Origin of the sequence: Psychrobacter sp. ASPA161_6 (assembly GCF_051970285.1) — a bacterium.
Taxonomy (GTDB): domain Bacteria; phylum Pseudomonadota; class Gammaproteobacteria; order Pseudomonadales; family Moraxellaceae; genus Psychrobacter; species Psychrobacter glaciei.
Window position 1 is genome coordinate 387,968 of the sequence record NZ_JBEFNJ010000003.1, and the last position, 23,949, is coordinate 411,916.

Here is a 23,949-nt window from a genome sequence, read left to right on the forward strand (position 1 = left end):
TCCTTATTTCACTTCTGGCTGTTGATTGGCTGCCGCATCAATGACATCGACACCAACCGCCTGCGCGATTTTTTGATCAAATTCAGGACGGAAATATTTAATCGCACTCATCAGTGGTTCCATCGCGCCCGGCGCATGCGCACAGAATGTTTTACCAATCCATAAGTCACGCGTTAGGCCTTCTAGTTTTTCAACATCGCCCACTTGCCCTTCACCATCATTGATAGCGGTAAGCAATTTGACACCCCACGGCAGACCATCGCGGCATGGTGTACACCAACCGCACGATTCGCGTTGAAAGAAAATCTCAAGGTTGCGCAGTAATGGCACCATGTCTTGTGATTCATCAACAACCATAATCAGACCAGTACCCATACGGCTACCCGCATTTTGAATGGTGTCAAAATCTACCACCACATCCAAATGTTCTGCGGTCAAAAAGTCAGTCGAGGCGCCGCCCGGTAGCCAAGCTTTCAGTGTTTTACCATCTTTCATACCACCAGCCAAATCTTCGATGATTTCACGAGCGGTATAACCAAATGGTAGCTCCCACAAACCGGGGTCATTGACCAAGCCTGAGCAACCAAACAGTTTCGTGCCTGGCGTTTTACTTTTACCTTTAACATCAGACAACGACTGATACCATTCAACGCCATGATTCAGGATGGCTGGCATATTACATAAAGTCTCAACGTTATTGACAACCGTTGGTCTGCCCCATGCACCAGAGATTTGCGGAAAAGGTGGTTTGGTACGTGGGTTAGCACGGCGACCTTCTAGACAGTTAATCAATGCTGTCTCTTCACCACATATATAGCGCCCAGCGCCAGTATGTACATGCAGATTAAAGCTAAAGTCTGAGCCAAGAATGTTATCGCCCATTAGATTATTGGCCAAGCATTCTTCGATAGCAGTAACCAAGCGCTGAGCAGCTAAAATGTACTCACCGCGGATAAAGATATAACCGTCAGTCGCCCCGATAGCATGCGCAGTGATAAGCATACCTTCGATAAGCTGAAGTGGTAGACGCTCCATTAATAGACGGTCTTTAAACGTACCCGGCTCCATCTCATCAGCATTACAGATAAGATAACGCGGTAAACCGTCTGGCGGCGACATGAACGTCCACTTCAAACCAGCGTTAAAGCCCGCACCGCCGCGACCTCTGACGTTGGCAGCTTTAATCATATCACCGACTGCTTTAGGCGACTTAGATAAGGCTTCTTTTAAACCAGTAAAGCCTTTTAGAGATTCATAAGTGGATAAATCAAGCACGGCATCATGATGCGCCAAACGCCAAGTCAAAGGCTTGGTTTCGCTGGTAGCTGTCTCTTTATCACCATAGATTGGAACACGCTGTGCATTTAGCTGGCTTGGCGCTTGGCCTTGACCGCGACGAGCAATTTGCTCTGAAATCGTTAAACTCATGCGTATAGCTCCAATAATTGCGCGACCTCGGAGGGCTGGACAGGGCCATAAGTGTCTTCGTCTATCAGCACCGCAGGCCCTTTATCACAGTTACCTAAGCAGCAAATCGGTAATAGCGTAAAACGACCATCAGTGGTCGTCTGACCATACTCAATATTTAGTTGCGATCTGATTTCAGCCGATAACGCCTCATAACCGGTCAAATAACAAGCCACTGAATCACAAATAAGAATCACGTGGCGACCGACAGGCTGACGATAGATACGGTTGAAAAACGTGGCAACGCCGTCCATATCTGACATCGGAATATCTAAGATATTAGCGATAGCATTCACTTGCGCATCATCGACCCAGCCGTTGCGCTTTTGCACAATTTTCAGCGCATCTAGCGAGGCGGCACGCGCCTGTGGGTAATGATGCATAAACTCATGAATGGCAGCAATTTCCTCAGCAGTGAGGATACTTGCCACATCTACTTTTGGCATTTTGTCGGAAACAATTTTCATAATCTTCTATCTTTCCTCACTCATCACGCTTTATCACACTACATTGACGGTCTAAACACTGACTATCATTGCACTGAAATATTACAGCATTTTGGTGTGCCATTTGGCAGTAATATATTGATTAACTTATCTTTTTTCAAAACTATAATTCTTTGAGCAAAGCACTATTCTTAGATTAAAGCACTGTTTAGATTAAAGCACTAGCGATCACAATCCGCCATCACAATATCAATCGATGCCAAATACATAATGGCATCAGAGACGAGCGAACCATTAATGACTGATGGCATCTGCTGCAAATGCGCAAATGTCGGTGTACGAATACGGGTGCGATAGCTCATCGTCGCCTTATCTGAGGTAATGTAATAACTATTCAGACCTTTAGTCGCTTCTACAATCGTCGTACACTCACCCGCTGGCATCACAGGACCCCAAGATACGGAGATAAAGTGATTAATCAAGGTCTCAATATCGTTTAGCGTACGGTCTTTTGGTGGTGGCACGGCTAATGGGTGGTCTGCCTTGTATGGACCTTGTGGCATGTTATCCATACACTGACGGATGATGCGTAACGACTGGCGCATCTCTTCAACTTTTACCATACAGCGATCATAAGCATCGCCGTTGTAGCCAACTGGTATCTCAAAGTCGTAGTTTTCATAGCCCATATAGGGACGTGCTTTGCGTAGATCAAAATCCACACCAGTGGCACGTAGACCAGCGCCAGTGACGCCCCAAGCCAATGCTTGCTTGGCATTATATTGTGCAACACCTTGAGTACGGCCTTTGAGCACACTGTTTTGTAATGCCGCTTTGACATACTCGTCCAAGCGTTTTGGCATCCAATCTAGGAACTCACGCACCAGACGCTGCCAGCCACGTGGCAAATCAGCAGCAGTACCGCCAATACGGAACCAAGCGGGATGCATACGATAGCCAGTCACCGCTTCAATGACGTCATAGGCTTTTTGGCGATCGGTAAACATATAGAATACAGGGGTCATACCACCCGCATCCTGAATGAAAGTACCGACGAATAGCAAGTTATTGGTAATACGGAAAAACTCACTCATCATCACGCGGATGGTTTCAGCGCGCGGTGGAATCGTAATCCCAGCAAGCTTTTCGACCGACATAATGTACGGTAGCTCGTTCATCACACCGCCGAGATAATCAATACGGTCGGTATAAGGAATGTATGAGTGCCACGTTTGACGCTCCGCCATTTTTTCTGCGCCGCGATGGTGATAGCCGATATCAGGGATACAATCGACGACTTCTTCACCATCCAGCTGTAGTACCAAACGGAAGGCACCGTGAGCAGAGGGATGGTTAGGACCGATGTTTAAGAACATAAAGTCTTCATCACGACCTGAACGCTTCATGCCCCATTCTTCTGGGACGAAACGCAGGTTTTCTTGCTCGTATTGCTGCTTAGCCGTATTCAAGAAATACGGGGTAAATTCAGTCGCTCGCGCATGATACTCTTTGCGCAGTGGGTGACCTTCCCAGTATTTCGGTAATAAAATACGGGTCAAATGCGGATGTCCCGTAAAGACAATACCGAACATGTCCCAAACTTCACGCTCGTACCAGTTGGCATTTGGCCAAATCTGCGTAGCGCTCGGTACATTGACGTCGTCTTCGCTCAGCGCGACCTTGATACGGACATCACTGTTACGCTCAAACGACATTAAATGATAAAACACCGTAAAATCACTGTCAGGCATGCCTTGGCGATGTTGGCGCAAGCGCTCATCTATCGCTGACAAGTCAAATAGCATGACGTAAGGCTTAGGCAATTTACGTAGGAATAAGAGAATATCCAGCAAATCAGCACGCGCTACCCAAACCGTTGGAATCTCATCAACAGTGTGCTGTACCACGAACTTACCGGCGTATTTATGCTCCAGCTCTTTGATGACGGCTGGAACAGGCTTAATCTTAGGATCTATGTTTTCGACTACCGTGACCATGAATGATGTATTCCTTCATTAATCATAACTGATTCATCATAACTACACTGTGATGAGCGTATAAAACGTTGAGGTTGTTACTGTGAATCTAAATACTATCTAGAATCTAAATACTGTCAGGGCTACGCAAGTTTTTGACCGCAATACGGTCGGCTTGCTTACGGTCACGCTCAGGGGTCATTTGTGGCTTGTAGATACCCTGCTCATTGACATGAATGCCCAGCGGACGACGCTCTTTAGTAATAGACTCTTGTAGCAGCATCAAGCCTTGAATCAGCGCTTCTGGACGCGGCGGGCAACCTGGTACATAGACATCGACAGGGATGATTTTATCCACGCCTTGTACGACCGAGTAGATATCATACATGCCGCCTGAGTTGGCACAAGCGCCCATCGAGATAACCCATTTTGGCTCAAGCATTTGCTCATAAAGACGCTGAATAACGGGTGCCATTTTGACAAAGCAAGTACCAGCGACGATCATCACATCTGCCTGACGCGGTGAGGCGCGAATAACTTCTGCCCCAAAGCGTGACAAATCATGAACCGCCGTCAGAGTAGTGGCATATTCGACATAACAGCAAGAGGTACCAAAGTTAAATGGCCACAGTGAGTGCTTGCGCCCCCAGTTTGCAGTCGAGTGAACGAGGTCTTCTAGGCGACCCATAAAGACGTTTTTATTGACTTCGTCTTCGATAGGATCGTTGACCGTTTGACTGGTCTGTGCAGGATAGACATCTGCATCAGGGTTGGCTTTTGTTAATGTGTATTTCATAACATACAACCTTTATATTAGGCTCAGCAGGGCAATCATCTTGCCAGCACTAGCGCCATAACTTCTATTATTAATAAGTGGCTAATCATCAACGATCATCAATATAAACAAACGTTTTTATATCTGGCTGCTCATCTTTTTTACGAACGCTATAAGCTAAGATCAACAGCTGGCATTAACGCCCCGCTTTGTCTGGCTGTGCAGACGTCGCAAAGTCCACAGAAGTAACGTTACCCGTGGTATTAATATGATCGATGTTCTGTAAATGACGGCGATTGGTCTCAATATTGTTAGAGACGTTAATCTGTCCTGAAGACTGCGCTGGTATCTTACCCGTCGGGTCGACCATCAGCTCATCGACACCATCAAACTTAGTGATATCCGCCCAATTAAAGGGCGCAGGCGCAGCATAGAGACGTGCTTTTTTACGCAGTTTGTCAGCAGGCGCCCAGTTTAGCGCCCCTAAACTTAAAGCGTATACCAGACCGATTAACAAATCAATGATGAAGGTTGCCGCCGCAATAAACCCAGCCCAGCCAGTTTCACGAACGGAGACCGCATAGGCGTATAAGTACAACGCCTCTAAGTCAAAGATGACGAAGAAGATGGCGACCAAGTAGAATTTGGCAGACAAACGAATACGGGCGTTGCCAGATCCGACAACACCCGCTTCAAATACTTCTTCTTTTTGTGAGCCCTGAGAGCGACCGCCAAGCAAGCGCGGAACGACCAGCATAAAAACAACTAGCCCAATAGCGGCTAAAATAAACGCAACTGCTGACCAATTAAAAGCAGACATGATAATACGTGCTCCTCACCCAATCGAGTGTCAAGCGCAGCGCAGATACACCCATTAAGGCAATTTTGCGACAGGCGTAACGCAGACGAAAACACAAAGTAACTGTCATCGAGTCACTTTTTATCAGTAATTCGATGATGATTATAGGTACTGTGCTGGTAATAACCAATTATCAAGCTTATTGACGACGGTGTCAGACGTGCCCAACTGTAGAATCCCGATACGCGCGCGGAGAAAGCTGGTCGCCTAACGCATCTTCTAACAACGTAAGATCAACGTATTAAATCAATATCATATTTGATGTTTTATTTAATTGATTTAATAGCTCATTACACGTGGTCAATAGTGACGTGACAACTGGCATAAATTATTTACGTACTATACGCATATCATGGTTCAAAAGCTAGTTTTTAACTGCATTGGACGGTCACTTTATAAGCAAAAAAAACATATTTTTTTATCTATAAATTATGATATAGACGTTACCTTATATTAACACCAAATCCTTACTTTTTATTACCAACCGTCATCAGTAGCGTTGATGCTAAATATTGCATGCTTTATCATGCCATTGTCATCAGCCAACTCCTTACCCAAAGTTATGGTTTTTGCTTTATAATAGCCCAGCCAATTTTAATGGCACATTTTCAATAAATAGCACACTCTATTACTTTAATTAACTGATTAATTTGATTAAAAATATTGCCACGATATCGACTTTAATCATACACGCCGCGTTCGTTTAGCCACGATACTATCAGCTCTACCCTCTTTTTTGCTTTTGTCTTACAGGTCACGTTATGAGTCAACTTAATCCCAAACAACAAGAAGCGATGCTCTACGTATCTGGTCCATTACTCGTACTAGCAGGTGCCGGATCCGGTAAGACCTCAGTGATTACGCGTAAGATTGCCTACCTGATCGAAGAATGCAACATGCCAGCTGAGCGCATCACGGCGGTGACCTTTACCAATAAAGCGGCACGTGAGATGAAAGCGCGGGTGAGCAAGCTGCTACCAAGTGAAAAAATGCGCGGACTGACCGTGTCAACTTTTCACCAGTTTGGCTTGCAGTTTTTGCGCTATGAGCTGATTCATACGCCGCTAAAAGGCAACTTCTCCATCATGGACAGCGACGATAGTAAGCGCTTGTTGATGGAGCTGATGATGCGCGATAACTTAAGCGGGGCTGAAAGTCGCGAGCTGGTTGGTAAAGCCATTAAAATGATTTCTGATTGGAAAAACGATCTGATTGAACCTGACAAGGCGATGGAAACCTTAGACGATCCAGAAGATATGATTTTTGCGACCTTGTATGCGCTTTATGAGCGTAATTTGCGCGCTTATAATGCCGTCGATTTCGATGATTTGATTGTACTGCCCACCAAAATATTGCGTGAAAACAGAGAGCTGCGTGATAAATGGCAAAATCGCATTCGCTATCTATTGGTCGATGAGTATCAAGACACCAATACTGCGCAGTATGAAATGATTAAATATCTGGTCGGACCGCAAGGACGTTTTACCGTCGTGGGTGATGATGACCAATCTATCTATGCATGGCGTGGTGCTAAGCCTGAAAACATGGCGCTGCTCAAAGAAGACTTTCCGAAACTAAAAATCGTCATGCTTGAGCAAAATTATCGCTCGACCACGCGTATTTTGACCTCTGCTAACGCTGTTATTATGAATAACGAGCATTTATTCGAAAAGAAACTCTGGTCAGACAAAGGTCAAGGCGAAAAAATTCGCATTATCAACTGTCGTAATGATGACGACGAGTCCGAGCGCGTGGCGAAAGAGATCGTCACCCATAAACTGCGCTTTGGTAATGAGTGGGAACAGTACGCTGTCCTCTACCGCAGTAATTTTCAGGCGCGCATGTTGGAAGCACAATTGCGTCAGTTGCAAGTGCCTTATAAGTTGTCCGGCGGTCAGTCTTTCTTTGCGCGTAGTGAAATCAAAGACATCATGGGCTATCTGCGTCTGATTTTGAACCCCGAAGACGACAGCGCGTTTTTGCGTATTATCAATACGCCTAAGCGCGGTATGGGACCTGCAACCCTCGAAAAGCTTGGTTTGTTTTCGCAAGAGCATAGCATCTCATTATTGGCCTCTTGCACGCACGCTGGTCTTGCTCACGTATTGCCGTCTAAAGCTTATGGCACGATAAAAGAGTTTGGTGAATTCATCGAGCATTATACTCGCGAGTTAGATCAACATCCTGACCCCGTGCCAATCGTGCGCCAGATGATTGATGAGACCGGTTATATTGACTTTGTTCGTAGCGATGCCAAAACGCCACAACAAGAAAAGAACCGTATCGATAATATTGATATGCTTTATACCAGTATTCAGTCGTTAATCAATCGTGCTGAAGAAGATGAAGATCGGACGATTGATACCATTATTCGTAAGCTAGTATTGCTCGATATGCTTGAGCAGCAGCAAGAAGAAGAAAACACTAATAAAGTTAACTTGATGACCTTGCATGCGGCAAAAGGTCTGGAATTTGATTTTGTTTACATCATGGGGCTTGAGGAAGAAATGCTGCCGCATCGCAACTCTATCATGAGCGAGACGGTCGAAGAAGAGCGCCGTCTGATGTACGTAGGCATTACCCGTGCACGCCGTGAGCTGACACTGACGCTCGCGACCCAGCGCCGTGCTGGCGGACAGATGCGCGTCACCTCAGAATCAAGATTTTTGGATGAGCTGCCTGAGGATCATATTGATTGGCCTGCCAAGGCGAAAAAGAAAAAGGCGACTAAAGACCCAGAAGCGGTTGCTGATGAATATTTGGCCAATATTCGAGCGTTACTGGGTAAGCGCTAACCGCAGCATTAGCACCATTGATGGCTGCAAAGCAATATTAGGGCGTGTCATCAATTAGCACATTAAACAAAGTTAACGCTGTAATCATTTACAGATACTTTGACGATATCATTTCTATCTTCTAAAAACATTGGAACCCTTATGCCTACCCAGACGCCCAATCAGGAACGCCCCTCTATGCTATCAGGAGATTATAATCCGGCAGAATATAGCGCCGAATATAAACTGCTGTACTTGCAGGGTTTAGTTGCTGAGAAAGCTTATGAGGCGATTACTGAGTTTTTAGAAAAGCAGTCGGAATATGAAATTGCCAACCTACTCGAGTCTTTTCCCACTCAAAACCGTCTACTAATCTGGGAGCAAGTACCAGAAAACATCAAAGGTGAAGTGCTTGCAGAACTAGAGTACGATACGCGCCAGCCGTTGATGGAGAATATCTCTTCTCAAGAAATCTCGTTATTTACCCAAGACCTTGATGCCCAAGACATCTCAGAAATTTTGGACACCGTTACTGAGAGCGTGCGTACCTCAGTCATGGCAACGCTGGATGAAGAGACTCGTGTCCAAGTTAATAAACTGGATACTTATGCCGACTGGGAAGTGGGAAGTTACATGGATCCTGACATTATCCAGATAAGAGATGATATCCACCTTTCTGATGTACAGCATTGGCTACGCGAAAACGACGACTTGCTTGATGACCAAAGCCAAGAGCTACTGGTCGTCGATCAAAGCCAGCAATTACTTGGACTGCTGAGTCTGGTCGATTTGATTAAGCATGAGCAAAACACGTTGGTGTCAGCGCTGATTGATACAGCCATTACGATCAATGATCGTTTAGACATTCAAGATGCCGCCGCGATTTTTCGTTCAGAAGACATTCGTTTCGCGCCTGTGATTAACAGTTATGGCGAATTGGTTGGTCAGTTAAATGGCGAAGATATCATGGAAATCATCCAAGATGATGTCGATAGCACCATGAAAAACCTCGCTGGTGTCAGTCAAGATGAAGAGTTATTTGCACCCATCCTAACCAGTGCCAAAAGCCGTAGTGTCTGGCTGGGTATCAACTTGTGTACCGCGCTTTTAGCGGCAGCGGTGATTGGACAGTTTGAGGAAGTATTGGCAAAGGTGGTAGCACTGGCAATCCTCATGCCAGTAGTCGCCAGTATGGGCGGTATCGCTGGCTCGCAGACACTCACGGTTGTCATCCGTGGTATGGCAATGGGTCAAATTGGTGGTTCTAACCGTGTCTGGCTCCTAAACAAAGAACTGTGGGTTGGTGCGATAAACGGTATCATTTGGGCGATAATCATGGCATTTATTGCTCAATTATGGTTTGATGATATCAAAATCAGCGCCGTGATTGGCTTTGCGATTGCGATTAACATGACCGCCGCTAACGTTTCAGGTATTAGTATACCGCTGATGCTAAAGCGGATGAATATCGACCCTGCGCTATCTGCTTCCGTTATTTTGACCACAGTAACCGATATCGTTGGCTTTATGTCATTCTTGGGCTTGGCGAGTGTGCTGATACTTTAATTGGATATTAAGTGACTGAATCAATAATTACCCAGTCAACATATAGAAATGCTATTTACATAGAGGTCTTGTTACATAAGAATCTTGAATAACTTTTGTTCAAAATCACAATTTAAAAACCATCAAATCGTTAAGTGAGTGCGTTATGCAAGCTGTACAAGTAAAAGTGTTAAATCCTAAAATCGTTGAAGATAAAGCGTTTTCCTTACCGACTCGTGCCACCGATGGCAGTGCTGGTATCGACTTACGTGCTTGCATTGATGAGCCTTTGACCATTAAAGCAGGCGCAACGCATTTGATCGGTACTGGTCTCGCTGTGTATATTCAAGATCCCAACTATGCTGGTATGATTTTGCCGCGCTCAGGGCTTGGGCATAAGCACGGTATCGTTTTGGGTAACTTGGTCGGATTGATTGATGCGGACTATCAAGGTGAGCTGATGGTTAGTATTTGGAATCGTAGTGGAGACGACTTTGTGCTCAATCCAGCAGAACGTATGGCGCAATATATCGTGGTGCCTGTTGTCCGTCCTGAGTTTGAAGTTGTCGCAGAATTCAGTGATGAAAGCGTACGCGGTGCTGGCGGGTTTGGACATTCGGGTCGTCACTAGAACGATTAATCTGTATAGATAATCACTGTATAGATAATCACTGTATAGACAATCACTGGCTAGCAATTTTGCATGCATCACGAAAATATCAACCACGACGATAAGGAGAGTAAAGCCATGCCGTTTTTTGCGACGCAGCAATCCTTATTTCGTGCTTACGATATTCGCGGCGACGAGCAGTACTTTACTCCGAATTTTATACAGGCTTTGGGCGCCGCATTTGTGCGACTTTATAAAAACCATAATGCGAAACAACGTAGCAAACCCATTTCTAGTAGCCCCATTGCTAATAGCCATATTTCTAACAGCCCCATTGCTAGCAGCAACGTTAAACCGCATCATAAGCCGAAAGAAACCACGGTCATCATCGGCTATGATGTGCGCTGTGATAGTGACAGTATGGCTCAGTCGTTGGCATCGATCCTACAAAAGCAAGGCCTCCAAGTGATTAACTTAGGGTTGATTACGACACCGATGATGGCATTTTGGACCGAGCAATACGCTGGTCATGGCATCATGGTCACCGCCAGTCATTCTGCAAAAGGCATCTTAGGTCTCAAATGGCTGGTCGGCAATACTTCTCCTAGTGCTAAAGATATTCAGGTGCTTTATCAAGATTTGATAGCGTTTGATACCAACCAACACCACAATCAAATAGACAATCATAGTGACAGCCTTAAGCTTCCAAGTGCTAGCCAAAGTAATGACAAACAGGCAACTTCAATGCTATCGGTCATTGGCTTGCCGACTGACACTGTGGCAACGCCTTATATTGATGCCATTGCCGAGGTATTTGTCAGTATTTATCCAGAGCAAAACCTATCGGCTAGTAACAAACGAACCTTTAAAAAGCTTGATCTCACCATCGTTATTGATTGTATGCATGGGGCCACTAGCAGGATTGCCCTGCCCTTATTTACCACTTTCTGCCAGCGCGTCATCATCATCAATGACATCCCTGATGGTAACTTCCCCATGGGTAACCCTGACCCTACTGAGCCGAATCGATTGGCAGAGTTGCAACAAAATGTCATCGTTAATACTGCTGATATTGGTCTAGCATTCGACGGTGATGGCGATAGACTGATGATCGTCGATAACAGTGGTAAAATAGTCATGCCCGATCATCTGCTGTATTTGCTCGCCTCAGTCGCCATGAGCGAGCGTCCAGAGACGTGGCAAACTCATACCGCATCCCCGCAAGTGCTGTTCGATATCAAATGCTCACACCATCTGCCTATTCTCTTGAGCGATTTGGGAGCGACTCCAATCCTGAGTAAAACTGGCAGTAGTTTAATGCGTCAACAGCTACAGGCCGATGACAGTCAAATCTTATTCGCAGGCGAATTGTCTGGGCACTTTATTTTTAACGATGGTTATTTTACTGCTCATGATGATGCGATGTACGCGGGCTTGCGCCTACTACATTGGTTGGCCTATACAGCAACGCATCGTGACAAATCATCGGCTGCTGTAGGTTTATGGGGTGAGCCGATTGAGCAGTCACGCCCTATTCGCTTGACTGATATTACCCATCAATTACCGATGTTGGTCAGTACAGCAGATCATTATTTACCTTTACCCAGTAGAGCGCCTTTGCAGTGCCCAATCGTGCAGCAATTGGCAGAATTTTGTTGTTATTTGCAGTGTTTGGTTGCCGCGCCTTCTGACGACCTCGACAGCACACTGACTGCGGCTTATGTCTCATCACAATGCACTTGTGTATCATCGAGCGTCAAGCACACAACGTTAGCACAAGCAAAGCAGTTATTACCGAGCGGCACGCAGCTGACCTGTATTGACGGCGTGCGCTTAGATTTTGCTCATGGTTTTGGTGTATTACGCCAATCAAACACCAGTCATCATTTGACCGTGCGCTTTGCTGGTGACAGCCTTACAGATTTGAAAGACATACAAGCCCGCTTCGTCGCGCTGTGTCGCCCATTTGATAAAAACTTGGCAGAGCAGATTGCAGCACTTCTCTCTGAATAGCTCTTTGAGCTGACTTTGATTGAATTAACTTGTTTCATTATCATCATTGCCTAGCCGCTGACATAAAATCTCGCTACCAATCCTTGTATAAATTGTTTTTTATCATTATAAAGACCAGCATATCTGAGAATAATTAGGGCGTATTGAACATTCGACCATGGCACTGACAGAGACTATTTTTTAGACAGTTCGACGTTAAAACAGTAAGTTTAGTCATTCTAAGCGTCTATTTTTAACCATGAAATGGCAAAAAATAGACCTGTCTCTTCGAGCTGATGCGAAAACTGTCCTATGCTGCGTTGTAAACCTAGTTAAGGCATGAGCATTACCGTCGTTTTACGCCTTGTCTAGAACAGTTTTCGCAATCAGCAGTGCCTATTTGTGAATATTCAACACGCCCTAAGATAAGCCTGTCTAACGATAGTCAGCCGTAATAAACCAACTTTTTAAACCCATCTCTTTTCGAACTAAATTTTAGGAGCTTGTCATGACGCTTAATTTGGATGAAGCCAAAATCACCGCTGAAGTATTGACTACAGCGTTGCCCTATATCCAACGCTACGTCGGTAAACTCATCGTCGTAAAATACGGCGGTAATGCAATGACTGATCCTGAGCTTGAGAGCTCTTTTGCACGTGATATTGTATTATTAAAGACAGTGGGTTTGCATCCGGTAGTGGTACACGGCGGTGGACCGCAAGTCGATAATTTATTAAAGGAGCTCGGACGCAAATCTGAGCGTATTGATGGTATGCGAGTCACTGACAAAAGCACCATGGATATTGTCGAGATGGTACTAGGCGGCGGCGTTAATAAATCTATCGTCAGCTTAATCAATAAGCACGGTGGCCGCGCGATTGGTCTGACGGGTAAAGATGCCAATTTAATTTTAGCCAAAAAACTAATGATGGAAAAAATTGGCGCAGATGGTATCGCTGTGCCTGTCGATTTAGGGTTTGTCGGTGATGTGGTCAGCGTCAATAAAGACGTGATTAATATGCTAATTGCTTCTGATTTCATTCCTGTGATTGCCCCACTTGGGGTCGACAGCGAAGGCAATACCTATAATATCAATGCCGATTTGGTCGCGGGTAAAGTTGCTGAATTTTTGCAAGCGGAAAAGCTCATGTTGTTGACCAATATCAAAGGGGTATTGGGTCGTGACGGTGAAGTCGTCACCGGACTAACGCCAAAGAAAGTGGACAGCTTGATTGAAGACGGTACTATCTCAGGTGGTATGATTCCGAAAATTCAATGTGCGCTCAATGCGGTGCGCAGTGGCGTAAAAAGTGCGGTTATCGTTGATGGTCGTGTGCCTCATGCGACGCTGTTAGAGATTTTCACCAACGAAGGTGTCGGCACGCTGATTAGTCGTGAGATAGATTCTACGGTGATCTAACAAGCAACTAACCAAATCAGATGTACAAAAAACGAAGCCCGAACCTAGACAATGCTAAGTTCGGGCTTTATTGATTGAATGCTATGAAATCAAATCATAGTCAAACAAGTTTAGGGTCTGTTGAACATTCAAATATTAGGACTGCTGATTGCTAAACAGACCTTAATAAGCGCAGAACTCTACGGAACTATAACTACTATTCCCGTATACTTTCATATGGTGATTGCCTTTACGCTCGGTAAAATAAGAAGTGCTATCTTCGTAACGGTCACCATCGAGGCGACCATTTGGCCCTGTGACATAAGCAACATTGATACGATCGTCACCCACATTGCGAATGACCAGATTTTGATCTGGCATGAGCCACAAGCGAAACACTTTACCATTTTTAATATTACCGGTAAAACTGCCGCAATAGCTATTATCTGCAAAGGTAATTTTGGTAGACGAGTCAGCTGCTTGCACACTCGTCACCATTAAAGGGCTCACCGCCAACGCTGCCATTAACAATAAATTTTTCATAATCTTATCCTTGACTATTACAAACGAACAAACTTAATTCTACTAATAAGTAGCATAGTTTATAATTTGCCAAAGTGATAGCTTTTTATTGAAAATTTGCCTCAAATTCAGTGGCATCAAAGCCGCATAGCAGTATTTGCTGAGCTTGATTTTTATCGTCGATCTGACCTTCTATAATCGGACGTTTAATCATACTGGTATTTTCCACCAACAAATCAATCGCATTGTCCACACTGGCATCAGCCGTTTGCTTTTTCTCATCGGTTAGTTTGCGCCATGTGGTGCCGCGCTTGTTGAGCACTTTATCAATACCTAACTCTTTTACCCAGCGCTCTACACTCTCTTTATCGATGTCCTGCTTTTTATAGTCATGAAAATCATAACCTACATTCAGCTCATCAAGCTTAGTAAAAGCTTTTTTCATCGTGCTACAAGATTTGATACCGTAAATGGTGATGGTCATATAAGCTCCAAGTCAATTATCATTATTGTCTTTATTATACCGAACACTACCGAGCATGAGAGCGGAAACTTAGCCATCGTTAGTTTTTAAAACATCAAACATATCGAGCAAGCGCACCATCATATCGTCGCAATTTTTGCCAAATTACGCTATGCTATGGCATTGTGAAATTTCACCCAATTTATTCGTATTAATCAATTTCGAGCCGACTATGAGCAACGCCGTGACAGCAGAACCTTCTAATACTAATCATACCAATGACAGCACCTACTATCAGCCGCAGCTAATTGAAGCTGCGCAACAAGCCAAATGGGCAACGGATAAGCGTTATGAAGTGGGCAACGAGCCTAGCGATAAGCCAAGTCGCTATATGCTGTCGATGTTCCCTTACCCAAGTGGCAAGCTGCACATGGGTCACGTGCGTAACTATACCATCTCAGATGTGCTGAGCCGTTACTATCGCCTCAAGGGCTATGAAGTTATGCAGCCAATGGGCTGGGACGGTTTTGGCTTGCCCGCTGAAAATGCCGCGATTGCCAATCAGACGCCGCCTGCCAAATGGACGTTCGCTAACATTGATAGCATGCGCGCGCAGCTAAAATTGCTTGGCTTGTCGATTGACTGGTCGCGTGAATTTGCCACTTGTAGCCCTGAGTATTATCAGTGGGAGCAGTGGTTGTTTTTACAGTTATACAAAAAAGGCTTGGTCTATAAGAAGCTGGCGACGGTCAATTGGGATCCGATTGATAATACAGTTTTAGCCAACGAGCAAGTTATCGACGGTAAAGGCTGGCGTAGTGGTGCAGCGGTCGAAAAACGCGACATCCCGATGTATTACTTTAATATCACCGATTATGCTGACGAGCTGCTTGATGACTTGGATCAATTAGAAGGTCACTGGCCATCTGAAGTACTGACCATGCAGCGCAACTGGATTGGTCGTAGTGCGGGTATGGAAGTTCACTTCCCTTATGAGCTTGCCGGCCAAGCCAATAGCTTAGACGTCTTTACTACCCGTCCCGACACTTTGATGGGCGTCACTTATGTAGCGGTTGCCGCTGAGCATCCATTGGCGCAGTATGCGGCTGAGCATGATGAAACGATTGCTGCGTTTTGTGCGCTTTGCAAAAAAGGCTCAGTTGCGGAAGCAGACCTAGCCAAAGCAGAAAAAATCGGTATGGACACTGGTCTCACCGTGACGCATCCATTGACTGGCGAAGAAGTGCCTGTTTGGGTTGCCAACTATGTGCTGATGAGCTACGGCTCTGGCGCAGTCATGGCTGTACCGGCGCATGACGAACGCGATTATGAATTTGCCGTTAAATACGACTTACCTATCAAACAAGTTATCCAGTCTCCTGATGGTCATACTGAGTCTGTTATCGCCGAAGCCAAAACAGATGGTTCTGAGCCAAATCTTGCCTATACTGAGCGTAATATTTTGGTCAATTCAGGTGAATTTGACGGCTTGGACTTTGAGCAAGCGTTTGAAGCGATGCTAGCCAAGCTTGAACCACAGGAACTTGCGAAGAAAAAGATCCAATATCGTCTCCGTGATTGGGGCGTCTCTCGCCAGCGCTATTGGGGTTGCCCTATCCCAATGGTCAACTGTGAACATTGCGGCACCGTACCAGTCGAAGAGCAAGATTTGCCAGTAGTATTGCCTACGGATGTTGTTCCTGATGGTCGCGGTAACCCACTCAAAAACATCCCAGAGTTTGTCAATACGACTTGCCCTAAATGTGGCAATCCTGCTGAGCGCGAAACCGACACCTTTGATACTTTTGTGGAGTCGAGCTGGTACTATGCGCGTTTTGCCAGTCCAAATGATGCACAAAACATGGTCAACAAGTCTGCTGCCAATAAATGGCTGCCGGTCGATCAATATGTTGGCGGTGTAGAGCACGCGGTCATGCATTTACTGTATGCACGCTTCTTTCATAAGCTCATGCGCGATGAGTCACTGGTGTCAGGCGATGAGCCATTTGCCAACCTTATGACTCAAGGCATGGTGCTTGCCGGTACTTTTTACCGTGTTAATGCCGATGGCAGCACGACCTATTATTTTGCAGAAGATATTGATATTGACTACAACGAACGTGGTCAACCGATTAAAGCCATTTTAAAATTAGATGGTCAGCCAGTAACCATTGGCAAAATTGAAAAAATGTCTAAGTCAAAGAACAATGGTGTTGACCCACAAATCACCATTGATAAGTATGGCGCTGATACGGTTCGCCTTTATACCCTATTTACTGCGCCTGCCGATCAAACGCTAGAATGGTCAGATGACGCGCTAAAAGGCCCTTATAATTTCGTTAAAAAAGTATGGCGCATTGCTACTGAGCATATGCAAGCGCTCACCGAAGCAAACCTAAGCTTTGAGACGCTAAACAATGCCGCCTTTAATACGGATGGCTTAAGTAAAGAAGCGAAAAACTTACGCCGTAAGACCCATGAGACTATTGCCAAGATTGATAGTGATTTGGGCGATCGTCTGGCGCTAAACACGCCTGTCTCAAGCCTCATGGAACTTGCCAACGAACTTTCGAGCTTTAAAGCCGATAGTGAACAGGATCTACAAGTCCAGCACGAAGCGCTGATTGATTTGCTCATTATGCTATCAGTCTATGCGCCGCATGCAGGCGAGCATTTACTTGAGCAGTTAGGGCTCGATACATTAACCCTAAACTACCCAACCGTGGATGAAAGTGCGCTAGTACAGGATATGATCACGATGGTGGTACAGGTCAATGGTAAAATGCGCGGTAAGATGGATGTCGCACCCAATAGCGACCCTGAACAACTAAAAGCGCAAGCACGCTCGATGGACAGTGTGGCAAAATTCTTGACCGGTGAAATCAAAAAAGAAATCGTCGTACCGAATAAACTGGTCAATATCGTGGTTGCAGGCTAGACCTTTTTAAACTTAGTGTTTTAAGCCTTTTTATCAACATAAGGATAGCGATTATGTCGTATAAGCATCGAGCTGTGCAGTCATCTCAAACAAAATTAAGTAAGCCAAATGGGCAATGCAGTATGGCAAAAAAGTCTAGTGGACAGAAGCTAGCGACAGCATTACTCACAAGCTTGCCACTGTTTGCTGTGCTTGGATCGACAGCAGCGCTTAGCGGCTGTGGCTTCCAGCTACGAGGTTATGACACGCCGATGCTATTTAATGTTGCTAAAACAGCAGTCATTATCGAAGACAATCGTACCTCCTTCCCACTAAAGTTACCATTGACACGACGCCTAGAGGCCTTGGGTGTCGAGGTGACTGATAATATGACCTCGGCTGATGTCACCAATAACAATAAAAACGCTACAGCGGAACCCATTGCCGCGATTAGCGTCAATAATATACGCTTTAAGCGTTATGAATTGGTCGGCGTTTTAACAGAAATTCGCTTGGTAATATCAGCAGATGTCAGCTACCAAGCCTTACAAAACGGCAAAATTGTGACGCTGACCAACCCCATCCAAGTTGAGCGCAGCTACCAGTATAATGAAGCATCGGTCAGTACTGATGACCAGCAAGGCGACCAAGTTCGTGACTGGCTCTATGACAGTTTGGCACGCCGTATCACTGATCAGTATGTCGCCATTGCTCTGCCTAGAGTCGCCCCTACCAGCGCCAATACACCATCACAAGCAGGGTCAGCATCTACGGCAGTTATCGTACCAAACGCACCAAACCCTTAATATTTAGCGTACGGCATTCTGCACATCCATCCTCATAAACCTGTGTCCTCATTAGTCTATGCAAGATACTTTTATACAAGCCTATCCCAAACTACTACAGTCATCCGTGGCGGTAGCAGGTTTGTGGCTGGCACATGGAGATGAGCCCTTACTGAGTCAGTGGCTGATTGACGCCTTGCGTCCGCATTGGCGTGCGCAAAATTACGCGATTAAACGTATAGAACTGATATCAGTTAAGAGCTGGCAAGAAGTACTGTCAGAGCTTGGCAGTCAATCTCTATTTGATGATGCTAGCGCGCTGATCGTGACCGGCAATCATAAACCAGACAAATCGGTTATCGCTGAGCTTGAGCGCTTTGCCGTTGAGGCACAAACAGGGGCGCACAGTCACAGTCTATTATGGCTAACGCCCAAACAAGACAAAAGAGCGCAAAGCAGCAAGTGGTTTGCGCCATTTGCCCAGTACGGTCACGTCATTGATTGCAATTTATACAACGAACAGCAACGTCAGCAGCTGTTGCAGATTCAAGCCCAGCAGTTTGGACTCAGGCTGTCGCAAGAAGCATGGCAACTGCTCATGTCACACACCGAGCATCACCTGTTAAGCGCCTATCAAACCTTATGGCGGCTGTCTTATTTATTTGCACCGCAGTTGGATGCTAGTAGTCATGACTCAACTCACGAAGGCAATAATCAGTCTACAACGACCGCGCCAAACGTAGCACTAGATATCAAGGATCTTCAAGCCGCCTTGGTCAGCGACGCCCAATTCAGTGTCTTTGATTTATCAGATGCAATGCTGGCAGGCAATAGCGCACAAGTGGCAAAAATCATTTTTCAGCTGAAAGCCACTGATGAGCCGACGACCTTGGTACTGTGGGCAATCAGCAAAGACATGCGCCAAATCATACAATTAATGGATGGCCAAGATCCGCAAGCACTGGGTATTTGGCGTAGCAAGCAAGGATTATATCAACAAGCCTGCCGCCGCCAAGCAAAAGCTCAAACGGCTGAATGGCCTGCGCTGCTGTATCGTTGTGATCAAGCGATTAAGGGGCTTGTTCGTCAGCCACCGTGGGAATTGTTATTGCAGGCCGCGCTTGAATTAGCAGGTAAGCGCTTGTTTACCGTTTAATCATTTGAAGAAATTTAATAACTTATTTAACCAAGTAATCTTGTTAACTAAATAAGGGGAGTTCTGTAAAATTTCTGCTATATCAGCTTCTTTTTTTCTACCCCACCCATAGTTTAATTGAGTCATAAGTTCAATTTGTTTATGAAAGCGAATTATTCTTTGATCTTCACCAAATACGATGTTTTGCTGTTGATACTCACCTGCTATCATAAAAGTTATAGTGTCGAAAAATCTATAGATAAAATCGTTTACATCTCTAAAAGACTCTCTAGTGAGTTCACTACCTCGTTCACATACGACATAATGGTAACAGTCATCGCTTATCTCTAAATGTGGCTCCCCAAATCCAGATGGTTTTTTTCTTAAAATCATATCATTGGTACTCAACCCTATTTTTCTACCATAATCATTAACTATATCTTGAACTTGCTGATGATTTAACATCATAAAACCCCTGTTTCAATATGAAGAATTTTACTATCCTAACCTACGTTCAAATTATTATTTTTTTTTACAAAAACACCTTAACCTTTCGTAAACTAATTCCCATTTCATTTTGTACATGAAGCCTCTACTATACTTACACTTGCTATTACTGTGATTGGATTGCCCTATGCCCAAAATGAAAAGAAAACCTGCTATCAAATGGGGCATCATCGCCTTAGTAGTTCTGATACTCATCGCCTTAGCTTATAACACCTTTAAACCTAAAGAAGAGATTCCGAATTACCTAACGGCAACCGTTGAAATGGGCGATATTGAAAACAACGTCATGGCTTCGGGTAAGGTTAAAGCGCTTAATACGGTCGACGTTGGTGCACAGGTATCTGGCGAAGTCACTCGTTTGTATGTTGAAGTAGGCGATCAAGTACAACAAGGCGATTTAATCGCACAAATTGATCAAGTCACTCAGAATAATAATCTAAGCAACGAGCAAGCTACCCTTGAGCAAAGTGTCGCTGCTATCGAAAGCGCCGAAGCTGAGGTACTAAGCCGTCAAGCAGGTCTAAAAAGCGCACAAGCTGATCTTACCAGTCGTCAATCAGAATTGAGACAAGCGCAATCAGATTTTTCACGTTTGCAGGGTCTTGTTGCTATTGATGCTATATCACAGCAAGAATATGATACTCAGGCGACAAACGTGGAAACCGCGAATGCTGCTGTTGCGAATGCTCGAGCAGCTATCGATACGGCGAGAGCGGCCATTGCCACTGCCGCAGCCAACGTCAATAGTCAACGAGCCGCGTTACGAAAATCTCAGACCAATGTTAGTACGGCTAAAGAAGATCTTAGCTATACGACGATTCGCGCGCCAATATCAGGTACGGTCGTATCGGTAACCACTGAGCAAGGCACGACTGTCAATGCCAATCAAACAGCACCGACTATTGTGACCTTGGCAGATTTGTCTACCGTCAGAATCAACGCCCAAATCTCTGAAGCTGATGTCATTAATGTCAAAGCAAACATGCCGGTTTATTTCAATGTCATCGGCAATCCTGATCAAAAATTTGATGCCATATTAAAAGCCATTGAACCTGCGCCCGAAACGATTAGTGACACCAGCTCAACAGATGCTGCTATCTACTATGTCGGCTACATCGAAGTGCCTAATACTGATCGGCGTTTTCGCATAGATATGACTGCTCAGATCTATATTGTTATCGACCAAGCCAAAAATGCTTTATTGGTACCATCAGCTGTCATACAAGAAAGCACTGCTAAAAACAAAACGGCTGGACAAGTCAAAGCAAACAAGTTTGTACGCGTGCTAAAAGATGACGGCAGCGTAGAAGAACGAGCCGTAACAGTCGGTATCGACAACCGAGTAAGCGCACAAATATTAAGTGGTCTAAAAGAAGGTGAAGAAGTCATCATCAGTGAAGACAGTGGTGAGAACTCAGGAAGCAATCGTAAATCTGGTGGTCCACCAAGAATGTAACTTTTTCTTTATATATGACGATTGAGGGCTTGAGCGCGGCAGCCCTTTCATAACGACGCTCACCACACTTGATTGAAGACACTGCTATGACTATACCTCCAGCTTCTAAACCGTTGCCTAAAGATGATACGGCTCAAGACTTAGAGCAATACATGCCTGCCGATAGCTCTGCCACTACAGCAAATCCAGAGAATAGTACTTCATCGGCATCTGGCCAGCCCATCATGCAACTATCTGGCATTATTCGCGAGTTTGCTGCTGGTGAGCAAACGATTCGGGTGTTGCATGATATCGATTTGACTATCAATCAAGGCGAAATGGTGGCAATCATTGGGCAGTCTGGCTCTGGCAAGTCGACTTTGATGAATATCTTGGGCTGTCTCGATCAGGCGACGGCTGGCGACTATAAAATATATGGTAAGTCAGCACGCAAGCTTGATGCTGACGAGCTCGCTGAACTACGCCGTGAACACTTTGGTTTTATTTTTCAGCGTTATCATCTGCTTGGTGACATTAGTGCCAAAGACAATGTAGCAGTTCCTGCCGTATATGCTGGCATGGATACAGAAACTCGAATTGACCGTGCCGAAAAGCTATTAACTGATTTAGGACTTGGAGATAAGGTCAATAGTCGGCCAAACCAGCTGTCAGGCGGACAACAGCAAAGAGTCTCAGTTGCTCGTGCGCTCATGAATGGTGGTGATGTCATCTTAGCAGATGAGCCGACTGGCGCGCTTGATAGCAAGTCTGGTGAAGATGTCATGAAGATCTTGCATGACCTCAAAGCACAAGGTCATACCATTATTATGGTGACTCATGATCCCAACTTGGCGGCGCAAGCTGAACGTATTGTTGAGTTAAAAGACGGCTATATCATTGCTGACTATCAAACGGAGCACTACAAGCACACAGACAAAAAGCCTGCCTCTATCCTCGGTGGGCATCGTAAAAGCGCATTTGGTAGCTTCGTTGATCGGCTACTTGAAGCGTTTAAAATGTCTTTGCTTGCCATGCGCGCGCATAAAATGCGTACCTTGTTGACCATGTTAGGTATCATTATTGGTATTGCCGCTGTCGTGTCTATTGTAGGCTTAGGTCAAGGCTCTCAGCAGCAGATTTTGGCTAATATCAGCTCACTAGGTACCAACACCATTACCGTCAGCGACGGCTATCCTAGAGGCGACCCTAGACGCCGTTACAACGATGACAATCTGACGCCTGAAGACGCACAAGCGGTGGGCAATCAGCCTTATATTATCAGCGTTAGCCCTCAGGTGAACGCCAACTCTAGCGTTCGTTATCGCAGCGTACAAGAAGAGTCTACCGTCAATGGAGTCGGTCAAGACTACTTAGAGGTCACTGGTGAGACATTGGCATTGGGTCAAGGGTTTGACGAACAAAGCATCAACTTACGCAGCCAAGATGTCATTATTGATAGCAATGCCAAGCAAGCCTTCTTCTCAGACCTTGATAATCCTATTGGTAAGGTAATACTCATCGGTAGCGTACCTGGTAGAGTCATTGGTGTGCTGGAAGAAAATGATAGCGGTTTTGGTAAAGATTTGACCACACCAACCATATACATGCCCTATACCACCGTTATGTCACGGATTAGAGGCAGTACGAATATTGATCAATTTGTAGCCTTGATAAGTGACGATATCTCTTCAAGTGTGGCCGAGTCTGCTATCTCCGACTTGATACAAAATCGTCATGGCGAAGAGGATTTTCAGATTCGCAACTCAGACTCTATTCGTCAAACAATCGAATCGACAACTGGCGCTTTAACGCTATTGATATCATCTGTTGCTGTCATTTCACTGATAGTTGGCGGTATTGGGGTCATGAACATCATGCTGGTGTCTGTCACCGAGCGCACCAATGAGATTGGTGTACGTATGGCTGTAGGGGCACGTCAAAACGACATCATGCAGCAGTTTTTGATTGAAGCTATCTTGGTTTGTATTTTAGGTGGTTTGCTAGGCATTGGCTTAGCATTTGCTATTGGTGAGCTGATCAATCGTGTTGGCGGTGATAACTTTAAAGTCATTTACTCACCGACCTCTATCATTGCCGCCTTTGTCTGCTCGACGCTGATTGGTGTTATTTTCGGTTTCTTGCCCGCGCGCAATGCAGCCAAATTGGATCCTGTAGAGGCACTGTCTCGGGATTAATACCTAGACACCTAAGCATTTCGGCCAAGTATTCAGTACGAAATATCGAAATGATGATAAAAAATCAAAGAAATATGCAGTTTTACGAGAGATTTACACTTTTTTCCTAATACGGGGTTGTAATTGTCTTAATAATATATATAATGT

At 45.1% G+C, this 23,949-nt stretch carries 18 protein-coding genes; 10 read left to right on the plus strand and 8 right to left on the minus strand.

The genetic code is table 11. The features are described 5' to 3' along the window. Positions 1-3: 3 nt before the first annotated feature. From nuoF to ndhC, 5 genes are all read right to left on the minus strand, one after another. The gene (nuoF, locus tag ACTQ9T_RS10880) at positions 4-1,428 is read right to left on the minus strand and encodes an NADH-quinone oxidoreductase subunit NuoF (protein ID WP_440465053.1); all 1,425 of its coding nucleotides are present in this window, start codon (positions 1,426-1,428) and stop codon (positions 4-6) included. Beyond that, positions 1,425-1,934: an NADH-quinone oxidoreductase subunit NuoE gene (gene nuoE, locus ACTQ9T_RS10885; protein WP_240216825.1), complete on the minus strand. Its 510-nt coding sequence runs from the start codon at positions 1,932-1,934 to the stop codon at positions 1,425-1,427. Before nuoE ends, nuoF begins: the two co-directional genes overlap by 4 nt. A 200-nt stretch (positions 1,935-2,134) precedes the next feature. Then, positions 2,135-3,910: an NADH-quinone oxidoreductase subunit C/D gene (gene nuoC, locus ACTQ9T_RS10890; protein ID WP_189586443.1), complete on the minus strand. Its 1,776-nt coding sequence runs from the start codon at positions 3,908-3,910 to the stop codon at positions 2,135-2,137. 106 nt (positions 3,911-4,016) lie between these two features. Further along, positions 4,017-4,685 (minus strand): NuoB/complex I 20 kDa subunit family protein, encoded by a 669-nt coding sequence (locus ACTQ9T_RS10895; RefSeq protein WP_010198893.1) that lies wholly within the window; start codon positions 4,683-4,685, stop codon positions 4,017-4,019. A 175-nt stretch (positions 4,686-4,860) separates the two neighbouring features. Next, positions 4,861-5,484 carry an NADH-quinone oxidoreductase subunit A gene (gene ndhC / locus ACTQ9T_RS10900; protein WP_010198891.1) on the minus strand — a complete coding sequence of 208 codons (624 nt, stop codon included), beginning with the start codon at positions 5,482-5,484 and terminating at the stop codon, positions 4,861-4,863. 800 nt (positions 5,485-6,284) lie between these two features. Between ndhC and ACTQ9T_RS10905 the strand changes: the two genes are divergently transcribed. From ACTQ9T_RS10905 to argB, 5 genes are all read left to right on the plus strand, one after another. Further along, positions 6,285-8,318: a UvrD-helicase domain-containing protein gene (locus ACTQ9T_RS10905; RefSeq protein ID WP_194620361.1), complete on the plus strand. Its 2,034-nt coding sequence runs from the start codon at positions 6,285-6,287 to the stop codon at positions 8,316-8,318. 141 nt (positions 8,319-8,459) lie between these two features. Next, entirely contained in the window at positions 8,460-9,863 is a 1,404-nt protein-coding gene (mgtE, locus tag ACTQ9T_RS10910) for a magnesium transporter (protein ID WP_440465054.1), read from the plus strand. A gap of 145 nt (positions 9,864-10,008) precedes the next feature. After that, the gene (gene dut, locus ACTQ9T_RS10915; RefSeq protein WP_010198884.1) at positions 10,009-10,473 is read left to right on the plus strand and encodes a dUTP diphosphatase; all 465 of its coding nucleotides are present in this window, start codon (positions 10,009-10,011) and stop codon (positions 10,471-10,473) included. A gap of 72 nt (positions 10,474-10,545) precedes the next feature. Further along, positions 10,546-12,465: a phosphomannomutase gene (locus tag ACTQ9T_RS10920; RefSeq protein WP_440465055.1), complete on the plus strand. Its 1,920-nt coding sequence runs from the start codon at positions 10,546-10,548 to the stop codon at positions 12,463-12,465. A 487-nt stretch (positions 12,466-12,952) separates the two neighbouring features. After that, positions 12,953-13,864 carry an acetylglutamate kinase gene (gene argB / locus ACTQ9T_RS10925; protein WP_440465056.1) on the plus strand — a complete coding sequence of 304 codons (912 nt, stop codon included), beginning with the start codon at positions 12,953-12,955 and terminating at the stop codon, positions 13,862-13,864. 162 nt (positions 13,865-14,026) lie between these two features. Here the strand turns inward: argB and ACTQ9T_RS10930 are convergent, their stop codons facing one another. Continuing rightward, positions 14,027-14,386, minus strand: coding sequence for a hypothetical protein (locus ACTQ9T_RS10930; RefSeq protein WP_413190099.1), 360 nt, complete (start codon positions 14,384-14,386; stop codon positions 14,027-14,029). Positions 14,387-14,471: 85 nt separating this feature from the next. After that, positions 14,472-14,849 (minus strand): Spx/MgsR family RNA polymerase-binding regulatory protein, encoded by a 378-nt coding sequence (locus ACTQ9T_RS10935; protein WP_440465057.1) that lies wholly within the window; start codon positions 14,847-14,849, stop codon positions 14,472-14,474. A 211-nt stretch (positions 14,850-15,060) separates the two neighbouring features. Between ACTQ9T_RS10935 and leuS the strand changes: the two genes are divergently transcribed. The 3 genes from leuS to holA all read left to right on the plus strand — a co-directional run bounded on the left by leuS (position 15,061) and on the right by holA (position 19,686). Next, positions 15,061-17,766: a leucine--tRNA ligase gene (gene leuS, locus ACTQ9T_RS10940; protein ID WP_440465058.1), complete on the plus strand. Its 2,706-nt coding sequence runs from the start codon at positions 15,061-15,063 to the stop codon at positions 17,764-17,766. A 122-nt stretch (positions 17,767-17,888) separates the two neighbouring features. Further along, on the plus strand, positions 17,889-18,551 hold the full coding sequence (locus tag ACTQ9T_RS10945; protein WP_440465059.1) for an LPS-assembly lipoprotein LptE: 663 nt from the start codon (positions 17,889-17,891) through the stop codon (positions 18,549-18,551). A gap of 58 nt (positions 18,552-18,609) precedes the next feature. After that, a complete protein-coding gene (gene holA / locus ACTQ9T_RS10950; RefSeq protein ID WP_440465060.1) occupies positions 18,610-19,686 on the plus strand; it encodes a DNA polymerase III subunit delta in 1,077 nt (358 codons plus the stop codon). Here the strand turns inward: holA and ACTQ9T_RS10955 are convergent, their stop codons facing one another. After that, complete coding sequence (locus ACTQ9T_RS10955; RefSeq protein ID WP_440465061.1) at positions 19,687-20,133, minus strand: Imm63 family immunity protein; 447 nt, start codon at positions 20,131-20,133, stop codon at positions 19,687-19,689. A gap of 166 nt (positions 20,134-20,299) precedes the next feature. Between ACTQ9T_RS10955 and ACTQ9T_RS10960 the strand changes: the two genes are divergently transcribed. Together ACTQ9T_RS10960 and ACTQ9T_RS10965 are read left to right on the plus strand one after the other, a co-directional pair. After that, a complete protein-coding gene (locus tag ACTQ9T_RS10960; RefSeq protein ID WP_440465062.1) occupies positions 20,300-21,628 on the plus strand; it encodes an efflux RND transporter periplasmic adaptor subunit in 1,329 nt (442 codons plus the stop codon). Positions 21,629-21,852: 224 nt separating this feature from the next. Further along, complete coding sequence (locus ACTQ9T_RS10965) at positions 21,853-23,802, plus strand: MacB family efflux pump subunit (protein ID WP_440465077.1); 1,950 nt, start codon at positions 21,853-21,855, stop codon at positions 23,800-23,802. Positions 23,803-23,949: the final 147 nt, after the last annotated feature.